This window comes from Bradyrhizobium sp., from assembly GCF_049512235.1.
Taxonomy (GTDB): Bacteria; Pseudomonadota; Alphaproteobacteria; order Rhizobiales; family Xanthobacteraceae; genus Bradyrhizobium.
The window spans coordinates 1-8,810 of the sequence record NZ_JBEKXH010000275.1; the positions used below are offsets into that span (position 1 = coordinate 1).

An 8,810-nucleotide genomic window follows, 5' to 3' on the forward strand; every position below is an offset into this window, starting at 1 on the left:
CCGGGCAGCTTAGGGGACACCTCGACCCTGGCCGATCCGGCCGTGGTCGACGATCTCGTCGAGCACCGCCAGAACAAGAAGGACGCGCAGGCGTGAATCTAGCGAGGCCTAGCCTGTCCCTGCTCGCGGGGGCAGGTCCGCATCTTCCGTATCGCGATCCATCATACTACCGACGACCTCCGCCACGCGCCTCGCGGCCGCCTGTGGAGAGGCCTCCCGCAGCAGCCGCCGGTTGCGCAACAGCGGCGGCAACCAGATCGGGACCTCGCGATCAACGTCCTGCGTCAAGATCGGAATGATTTTCTTATTGCCCGCCAAGGCGGCTCCCAGTTCGAACTCCGTCCAGGGATTATTGATGGATCCAGGACCGAGCAGAATCGCAACGACTGGAGCCGCACGCAGAGCCTGCTCCATCTTCTCGCTCCATCGATCCCCGAATTCGATGGCCGTTTTGTCGTACCAAGCTTCGACGCCCTGAGCCTTGAGTTCATCGACGAACTGCGCCGCCCATGCCTCGTCGCCGCGCGCATATGAGATAAAAATTCGCGGAGTGTTAGCCATTGCCGCCTTCTCCAGCCACGCGCCCACCCAGCTGATCTAGGTACTTGTCGATCTGGTTCAATTCAATGATATCACGTTTCTTCAGAAACAGGGGGGTATTGGGTCGGCTCTGAAACTCGGCCGGGGTGATCCCCAAGAGCGCTACGACGATAGGAATCCTCCTCAACCATGCGGCCCCGACCTCCGCCCAGACGTACGTACGGTCGCTCCAGCGACCACGGTGTGAACAATACGATCAGCTCGTTGGCCTGACCAAGAAAAAGCAGAATCTCTTCTTCATACTCGGCTCCGACATCGACGTCGGCCTGATCGAGGAACGGCCGCGCGCCGCGGCTTTGTACCTCGCGGGCAATCTGGCGTGCGATCCAGGTGTCCTCGCCGGCGTGGCTTATGAAAACCAGCCTTTCGGACGCTTCCCCTGCCATCGCAGCCTCACAGTCCCGCTTGTCTGGATGGAATGCAAAGCGCCGCTGAGCATTTGACCCTTTCCCCAGACTTTTCGATGGTATCAGGTCGCCGAGGACGAGCCAGCGAAATCGGCGGGCACCCGCCTCGTCGGCCACCCGGCCGCGTATAGCGGCCTCACAAATCCAGCACCGGCCCGGCCGGCACGATGCCGCTCGGATTAATGCCGCGATGGCTTTCGTAATAATGATGCTTGATGTGAAAGAAATTCACGGTCGGCGCGATCAGCGGTTGCCGGTAGAGCTCCTTCAGATAGCGCGACAGATGCGGGTAGTCGGCAATGCGCCGGATGTTGCATTTGAAGTGCCCGACATAGACGGTGTCGAACCGGATCAGGGTGGTGAACAAGCGCCAGTCCGCTTCGGTCAGCCGGTCTCCGAGCAGAAAGCGCCGTCCGGACAACCGCTCATCAAGCCAGTCCAGCGATGCGAACAGCGCGGTCACGGCCTCGTCGTAAGCCTGTTGGCTGCGCGCAAAGCCCGCCCGGTAGACCCCGTTATTGACGGTCTCATAAATCCGCGCGTTGAGCGCCTCGATCTCGTCGCGCAGATCGGCGGGATAGAAATCGCCGGGCCGGGCCCCGACGCGATCGAAGGCCGAATTCAGCATCCGGATGATTTCGGATGATTCATTGTTGACGATTTGCGCGCTCTTGCGATCCCACAGCAAGGGAACGGTCACCCGGCCGCTATAGGCCGGGTCGCTATTGGCATAGACCTGGGACAGCAGCCGCGCATGATGGATCGGGTCCGCGATCACGCCCGGACCGGGCTCGAAGGTCCAGCCATCGAGGCCCATGTGCCAGTGCACCACGGACAGGCCGATCGCATCTTCAAGGCCTTTCAAGGTGCGAAAGATCAGGGTGCGGTGGGCCCACGGGCAGGCCAGCGACACGTAGAGATGATAGCGGCCGGGCTCGGCGGCAAAGCCGCCGCGACCGCTCGGCCCGGGCGCCCCGTCAGGCGTTATCCAGTTGCGCAGCGGCGAGGCCGGGCGGGTGAAGCGCCCGGTGGCATCAGCCGGAAAGCCATCGTCCTTTCGCCAGATGCCTTCGACCATGACGCCCATGGCACGATCCCGTTGTTAAGAGTCAGCGCTGCCATAGACCGGTCTGCCTCGCCGCTCACATCATTGTCAGGACCCGCCCCGCCCGCAATACACTTTCCGGGCGAGTGTTGTTTTCCGGTCATTTACTTTGCTTCGAACATTTTCTTTCCTTGGCCGGGCTGGAGGCCCACATCCGGGCTTCGCGGTAACCTCCGCGTTAACGCAGACACGTAAAAATACCAAGGCAGGGTACTTGGCGGCAAAGCCGGCGCTTTGCGGGATTTGCAACTGATTTCATGGCCCGGGCGGCTGGCCGGGCGAGAAGGAGAGATTGATGTCGTTGAAGATTGCGGTGGCGCTGGCCGCCACCCTCGGGGCGGGGATGTTGATGGCGACGGCGGCCCAGGCGCGGCCGGACCTGGTCGGTTTCCGGGGTGATTATTCGCCGGGCACGATCGTGGTAAAGACCAACGAGCGACGGCTCTATCTGGTGGTCGATCCCGGCCACGCCATGCGCTATCCGGTCGGCGTCGGCAAGGCCGGCAAGCAATGGGCCGGCGCCACCCGGATCGACGGCAAGTACCGCAATCCGGCATGGTCGCCGCCCGCGGAAGTCAAGCATGACAAGCCGTCGATGCCGGACGTCATTCCCGGCGGCTCGCCGCGCAACCCCATGGGCGTCGCCGCGATGACGCTGGCGGGCGGCGAATACGCGATCCACGGCACCAATATGCCGGGTTCGGTCGGCGGTTTTGTCTCCTACGGCTGTATCCGCATGCTGAATGCCGATATCAGCGACCTCTATCAGCGGGTTTCCGTCGGAACACCGGTGGTGGTCTCGCGCTGATCGAGTCCGGAAGGATTCAGAAGTCCGAGGCGATGCCCTTGTTCTCCCAGTCGCCGTAGCGGGTGGGTTCCGGGCCTTTCGGGCCCTGGAACTCCGGGGCTGCGGGCCGCGCATCGGCCTCGCCGGCTTGCCGTCGGGCTTCGGCTTCCGCGAGCGCACGCTTGGCTGCCGGCGTTAGCGGCTTGCGTTCCCGCGCTTGGGCGGGGGAGGGCGGAGAGGGTTCGCTGGTCATCTCGGCAATCAAACTGTGGTCACGGACCGCTTCATGCCAGGGCTCGGTATGCGGTCCTCCGGCAATCGTGAATTGCGAAAAAGCGATTCTTACATTTGGCATATTGCGATGCCACAAGAATTATTGGTCCCGATGGCATAGACTGAAATGCGAATCGCCGTCCATTATTTCGAGATGTTCCCGCTCCATGACTCCTCAACGGTTCGCCACGCCATCCGAGGTGCCGGGTCTTGCGGCGCGGCGGATCGCGGCGGATATTCTCGACGGGGTGCTGCATAAGCGCCGGACGCTCGACGAGCAACTCGACGGCGCCGCCGCGCACCCCGGTGTGAAGGCGCTTTCCGACCGCGATCGGGCCCTGATGCGGCGCCTGGTGGCGACCACTTTGCGGCGGCTCGGCACCTTGGGTCATGTATTGTCGCGGCTGCTCGATCGCGGCATCCCGACCGACGCGCCGCGCGCGCAGAGTGCGCTATTGATCGGTGCCGCGCAGATTCTGTGGATGGACGTGCCCGATCACGCCGCCGTCGACCTGTCGGTGCGGCTGGTGCAGTCGGACCGGCGGGCCGCGAAATATGCCGGACTCGTCAACGCGGTGCTGCGCCGCTGCGCACGCGAGGGCCAACCCTTGATCGACGAGGTCAAATCGCAGTCCCTCGATGTTCCGCCCTGGCTGATGGCGCGCTGGGTCGCCCATTACGGCGCGACGAGGGCGCGGGACATCGCGGTTGCGATCAGCCACGAGCCCTCGCTCGATCTCACCGTGAAGTCCGACCCGGCGCAATGGGCCACCCGCCTGCACGGCGAAACGCTGCCGACCGGGACCGTGCGCACGCTGCTGCAGGGCGCGGTGACGATGTTGCCGGGCTTTGCCGAAGGCTCGTGGTGGGTGCAGGACGCCGCTGCCGCCCTGCCGGCACGCCTGTTCGACAACGTCGGCGGCAAGTCCATCGCCGATCTCTGCGCGGCGCCGGGCGGCAAGGCCGCCCAGCTCGTCCAGGCCGGCGCGCGCGTCACCGCGGTCGACCGCTCTCCCGGTCGCATGGCGCGGCTGCGTGACAATCTCGACCGGCTGCAACTGCAGGCCGAGACCGCGGTCGCCGACGCCGCGGAGTGGCAGGGGACCAAGGGGGGTGAGGGTTTCGACGGTATTTTGGTGGATGCGCCCTGCGCATCCACCGGCACCGTCCGCCGCCATCCCGATGTCGCCTGGCTCCGGCAGGAAGCCGATATCGGCGCGCTGGTGGCGCTGCAGAAGCGCCTGCTGCAACGGGCGGCGGTGCTGCTCAAGCCGGGCGGAACGCTGGTCTATTGTACCTGCTCGCTGGAACCGGAAGAGGGCGAACAGGCCATCTCAGCGCTTCTGGCCACCGAATCCGGCATGCGCCGGGTGCCAATTACGGCTTCCGAGGTCGCTGGGCTCGGCGAACTTTTGACCGCGGAGGGCGATTTGCGCACGCTGCCCTGCCATCTGCCGCATCAGGACCCGCGGCTGGCCGGGCTCGACGGATTCTACGCCGCACGATTGATTAAATCTTGATTTTGCACTGGATTTTCATCCCGCCTGCTTGATTCCCGCGGTTTCAAGATGGTGTCTTGCCCGGCGTTTCCGGATTAAAAGGATTCGCATCGAACCCTCCCAATCCAAGGTAAGACGTGTCCGTCGCCCAACGCAGACGCATCTCGACGCTGATCGTGGGCCGCTTCGCGCGGAACGTGATGTCGCGCGCCAGCGGCGGCTCGATGGCGCTGTCGCGGCTGTGGCCGGGCCGCACCGATCGCCTCACCATCGCCCCGCACGACCTGCGCACCGCCGACGCCACCCGGGCGGCTGAAATCTATGCCGGCCGCTTCGTGTTTGCGGGCAAGATCGTGACCTGCCACGGGCGCTCGATCTTCGATCTCGAGCCGCCGTCGGAAGATTGGGAGGTGGCGCTGCTCGGCTTCGGATGGCTGCGGCATTTGCGCGCCGCCGATACCGCGCTGACCCGCGCCAACGCCCGTTCGCTGGTCGACGACTGGATTTCCTATCCGTCGCGCCGTCGGCCGGCCGGCCGCCGCGCCGACGTGCTGGCGCGCCGCGTCATTTCGCTGTTGTCGCAGGCGCCATTGGTGCTCGGCGACGCCGACAGTAAATTCTATCGGCGCTATTTGCGCGGACTGACGCGTGAAATCCGCACCCTGCGCTACACCATGCTCGACATCCCGGACGGCGTGGCGCGGCTGCAGGTCGTGATCGCGCTGTGTTACGCTTCGCTGTGCCTCGCCAACCAGGCGCGGCACGTCCGCGCCGCCTCGCGCAGGCTCACCGACGAACTGCAGCGGCAAATTCTCCCCGATGGCGGGCACATCTCGCGCAATCCCGGCGCGCTGATCGAATTGTTGATCGACCTGTTGCCGCTGCGCCAGACCTTCGCCGCCCGCAATGTCGCACCGCCGCCGGCGCTTTTGAACGCGATCGACCGCATGATGCCGATGCTGCGATTCTTCCGTCACGGCGACGGCAGCTTCGCGCTGTTCAACGGCATGAGCAGCGCGCCATCCGACCAGCTGGCGACCCTGCTCGCTTATGACGACACCCACGGCACCCCGATGGCGAGCATGCCGCACACCGGTTTCCAGCGTCTCGATGCCGACGCCATGACCGTGATCGTGGATACCGGGGCGCCACCGCCGCCTGGCGTCAGTCAGGAGGCCCACGCCGGCTGCCTGTCGTTTGAATTGTCGTCGGGGACGAGCCGGATCGTCATCAATTGCGGCATGCCGTCGACCGGACGCGACAACTGGCGCGCCTTCGCGCGCAGCACCGCGGCGCATTCGACGCTGACCCTACATGATACGTCCTCCTGCCAGTTCGTCGAACTCTCGGCGATGAAGCGGCTGCTGCAGGGTGCACCGATCGTGAGTGGTCCGGCCCATGTCGAGAATTATCGCGAGGCCGCCGCCGATGGCGAGCACTTGACCGCCTCGCATGACGGTTACCTCGAGCGTTTCGGCGTGGTGCATCGACGGCAGCTGATGGTGGCCCGTGACGGCTCCCGGCTCGACGGCGAAGACACCCTGTCGCCGCCGCCGGGCGCCCGTTCCAGGAGCACCGAGACCGACTACGCGTTACGCTTTCACCTGCACCCCGCGGTGAAGGCGAGCCGCCTCGGCGACGCCCGCGGGGTGATGCTGGTTTTGCCGAACCGGGACGTCTGGACGTTTGAGGCGCTCGACGACAAGGTCGAGCTGGAAGAAAGCGTGTTCCTGGCGGGAAGCGACGGCCCACGCCGTACCGCCCAGATCGTGATCCGGCAGGACCTGCGCTCTGCCCCCAGCATCCGCTGGAGTTTTGTGCGCGCGACAGCCTCGCCCTCGGCGGCAGCGACGAGGCGTGATGCACGCCGCGAGCCGGAATTGCCGCTGTAGGATGCGGACAAAGCAGCCGCATTCCATCCCCCGCAAGGCGTGCCCATTTCCCGCGTGGTCGGGAGCGGGGGTTTCACCACACGTTCGGTGCCAGTTGAGGTAGGGGCCTGCCCCATACGCGCTAGCTTAAGAACTCGTGTCCCGGACGCTGGCCGCGTAGACGGTGGGCTCCCTCTCCCCCCAAGCGAAAGCGTAGCTTTCGCGGGGGCGGGAGAGGGTTGGGGTAGGGTTGGGGTGAGGGGGGCGCCGCATCGGGACCGCCCAAGTGGCCCCCTCACCCCACCCTCTCCCGCGCTAAAGAAGCGGGGAGAGGGAGTGAGAGAGTTGGGGCCACCTGACTGGCGTGCTTAAGCTAGCGCGTATGAGTTGCTACAACTAGCGGAAGCCAGCGGCGCCGGTCGGCCGCGCTGGACCCAGGACCGGCGCCGCGGTGGCCCGGGGCTCAGCCCCCGGGCCGTCTCATCATGAACGGCCCTGAACGCTCATCGGGCGGCGGTACGAATATTTGCCGTCCTGTGCACACCCGGCAGGACCTTGATCCTGCCGGCTCCGGCGAAAAAGCGTGCTGGCAACACGGAAGCCGACATTGTTGTTGCGGTTGTCGGGTTGGTTGTGGTTGCGGTTGGCCGAGCGGAGGTTGTTGGCATTGTTGTTCCAGGAACCCCCGCGCAGAACGCGGGAAGACGGGGCCGTTCAGGCTCCGGGGCGCGAAGCAAGCGAAGCCCGGAGACGGAGGAAACTTCCTCCACATTCAGCGTTTCCGGAATCCAAAGCCCGTGCAAGCCGCCCGAAGAGATTTGCACCGGGAAAAAAAACCGGTCCGCCTCCGGCGGACACCCTTGGACCACGACCCGGCCTCACCGTCCTGCTCATGATGTAAGGATGTAAAGGGGACCAGACGTTAGAGCGTTCTGGCAACACGGAAGCCGACACTGACGTCGCGGTCGTCGGGATGGTCGTGGCTGCGGTAGGCCGAGCGGAGGCCGTCGGCATAGTAAGCCCAGGAACCCCCGCGCAGAACGCGGGAAGACGACCCACCGCTGGCCCATACCGAGCCCTCTTTTGGCGCGCCCGCGTATGTGTCATGGTAAGGATCTTCGACCCACTCCCACACATTGCCGTGCATATCATGAAGACCCCAGCCATTGGGCGCGAATGATCCGACCGGCGCCGTCTGTTTGCCGCTCCACTGGCAGCCGGAATCGCGGCCGTTGGCATGGCCCTCGCCAATCTCATCGCCCCATGGGTATTTCGTCAGCGAGCCGGCGCGGGCGGCATATTCCCATTCGGCCTCGCTCAGCAGCCGGTAGTTCTGTCCCGTTCTCGCCGACAACCAGGCAAGGTATTCATTCGCGTCGTGCCATGAGATGTTGATCACCGGCCGCTTGCCGCGGCCCCAGCGTTGGTCTTCGGGACGGTAGCCCTTGCAACCGCCAGCCGCGGCGCACGCTTCCCATTCGTCAAACGTGACGGCGAGCCTGCCGACGGCGAAGGGCTGCCGGATCACGACCTTGTGCGGCGGCTTTTCGTCTTCGAAATCGTTCGATCCCATCGTGAATTCGCCGGCCGGGATAACCACCATTTCCGGGCCGATCTCGATGTCCTTAAACCATTCGATCTTGCCGGCACCCGGCTTGAACCAGCCTTTTGGGGCGCCATGGAAAATCCCGGCATCGACTTTGATGCGGCCTTCGGCCTTGTAGCCTTGCGCTGCCGCGGCCTGCTCCCGCTCGACGCGCCCCTGCTCCGCTCTTTGACTGGCCTCAGCCTCTCGCGCCTGCTGCTCACGCTCCGCCTGCTGGCGCCGCTCGGCTTCGATCTCGGCGATCCGCGCACGGGCCTGAACGGCAAAGTAGCGGGGCGCCTCGTCCGCGATAGCACGCAGGGCGACCAGGTTGGCACCGTTGCCCTGCTTCTCCCATTGCCGCTCCCAGAAGGCGTAATCGTGTGCTGGATCATTGGCACCGGACGACGCCGCGCCCAAGTCGCGCACGACGACCTCCCGGGGCGGTGCCGCCTCCAGCGGGAAACGTGCCAGCGGCATGGCGCCCATCGCGCGCCAGGTCGCCTCGTATTGGACCAGGTCCCTGTAATCCGTCTGCGGTGCCCGGCCGACCAACCGCTCCAGATCGCCCAGCAATGGATCGAAAGCGTGATCACGCGGTGACCCGGCTGCCGTGGTCAGGTCGATGTTCTGTTCCAGCGTCGAGAACAAAGGCAACTCGCACGGCTCGATCACGAGCGGAA

The 8,810-nt window shown here is 65.1% G+C and carries 9 protein-coding genes; 3 read left to right on the plus strand and 6 right to left on the minus strand.

Annotated features, from left to right (window positions below; translation table 11 throughout):
* Window positions 1–108: 108 nt before the first annotated feature.
* The 3 genes from ABSG20_RS22680 to ABSG20_RS22690 form a co-directional block, all read right to left on the minus strand.
* Complete coding sequence (locus ABSG20_RS22680; protein ID WP_423866752.1) at window positions 109–561, minus strand: toll/interleukin-1 receptor domain-containing protein; 453 nt, start codon at window positions 559–561, stop codon at window positions 109–111.
* Window positions 562–632: 71 nt separating this feature from the next.
* Window positions 633–986: a toll/interleukin-1 receptor domain-containing protein gene (locus ABSG20_RS22685; RefSeq protein ID WP_423866753.1), complete on the minus strand. Its 354-nt coding sequence runs from the start codon at window positions 984–986 to the stop codon at window positions 633–635.
* A 157-nt stretch (window positions 987–1,143) separates the two neighbouring features.
* A complete protein-coding gene (locus ABSG20_RS22690) occupies window positions 1,144–2,094 on the minus strand; it encodes a glutathione S-transferase family protein (RefSeq protein WP_423866754.1) in 951 nt (316 codons plus the stop codon).
* A 313-nt stretch (window positions 2,095–2,407) separates the two neighbouring features.
* Here ABSG20_RS22690 and ABSG20_RS22695 point away from each other — a divergent pair, with 313 nt between their 5' ends.
* Window positions 2,408–2,920: a L,D-transpeptidase gene (locus tag ABSG20_RS22695; protein WP_423866755.1), complete on the plus strand. Its 513-nt coding sequence runs from the start codon at window positions 2,408–2,410 to the stop codon at window positions 2,918–2,920.
* A 16-nt stretch (window positions 2,921–2,936) separates the two neighbouring features.
* On the opposite strand, the gene ABSG20_RS22700 is transcribed toward ABSG20_RS22695, so the two are convergent.
* A complete protein-coding gene (locus ABSG20_RS22700; RefSeq protein ID WP_423866759.1) occupies window positions 2,937–3,152 on the minus strand; it encodes a DUF1674 domain-containing protein in 216 nt (71 codons plus the stop codon).
* A 187-nt stretch (window positions 3,153–3,339) separates the two neighbouring features.
* Between ABSG20_RS22700 and ABSG20_RS22705 the strand changes: the two genes are divergently transcribed.
* Window positions 3,340–4,692, plus strand: a complete 1,353-nt coding sequence (locus ABSG20_RS22705) for an RsmB/NOP family class I SAM-dependent RNA methyltransferase (protein ID WP_423866756.1) — start codon at window positions 3,340–3,342, stop codon at window positions 4,690–4,692.
* A 116-nt stretch (window positions 4,693–4,808) separates the two neighbouring features.
* Window positions 4,809–6,563 carry a heparinase II/III family protein gene (locus ABSG20_RS22710; RefSeq protein WP_423866757.1) on the plus strand — a complete coding sequence of 585 codons (1,755 nt, stop codon included), beginning with the start codon at window positions 4,809–4,811 and terminating at the stop codon, window positions 6,561–6,563.
* 462 nt (window positions 6,564–7,025) lie between these two features.
* On the opposite strand, the gene ABSG20_RS22715 is transcribed toward ABSG20_RS22710, so the two are convergent.
* A complete protein-coding gene (locus tag ABSG20_RS22715) occupies window positions 7,026–7,235 on the minus strand; it encodes an SUMF1/EgtB/PvdO family nonheme iron enzyme (protein ID WP_423866760.1) in 210 nt (69 codons plus the stop codon).
* Window positions 7,236–7,464: 229 nt separating this feature from the next.
* The coding region (locus ABSG20_RS22720) for a formylglycine-generating enzyme family protein (RefSeq protein WP_423866758.1) at window positions 7,465–8,810 on the minus strand (1,346 nt) is incomplete at its 5' end.

Coding starts and splice junctions, on each gene's coding strand:
- ABSG20_RS22680 (WP_423866752.1), bottom strand. CDS start 561: ATGGCTAACACTCCGCGAATTTTTATCTCATATGCGCGCGGCGACGAG.
- ABSG20_RS22685 (WP_423866753.1), bottom strand. CDS start 986: ATGGCAGGGGAAGCGTCCGAAAGGCTGGTTTTCATAAGCCACGCCGGC.
- ABSG20_RS22690 (WP_423866754.1), bottom strand. CDS start 2,094: ATGGGCGTCATGGTCGAAGGCATCTGGCGAAAGGACGATGGCTTTCCG.
- ABSG20_RS22695 (WP_423866755.1), top strand. CDS start 2,408: ATGTCGTTGAAGATTGCGGTGGCGCTGGCCGCCACCCTCGGGGCGGGG.
- ABSG20_RS22700 (WP_423866759.1), bottom strand. CDS start 3,152: ATGACCAGCGAACCCTCTCCGCCCTCCCCCGCCCAAGCGCGGGAACGC.
- ABSG20_RS22705 (WP_423866756.1), top strand. CDS start 3,340: ATGACTCCTCAACGGTTCGCCACGCCATCCGAGGTGCCGGGTCTTGCG.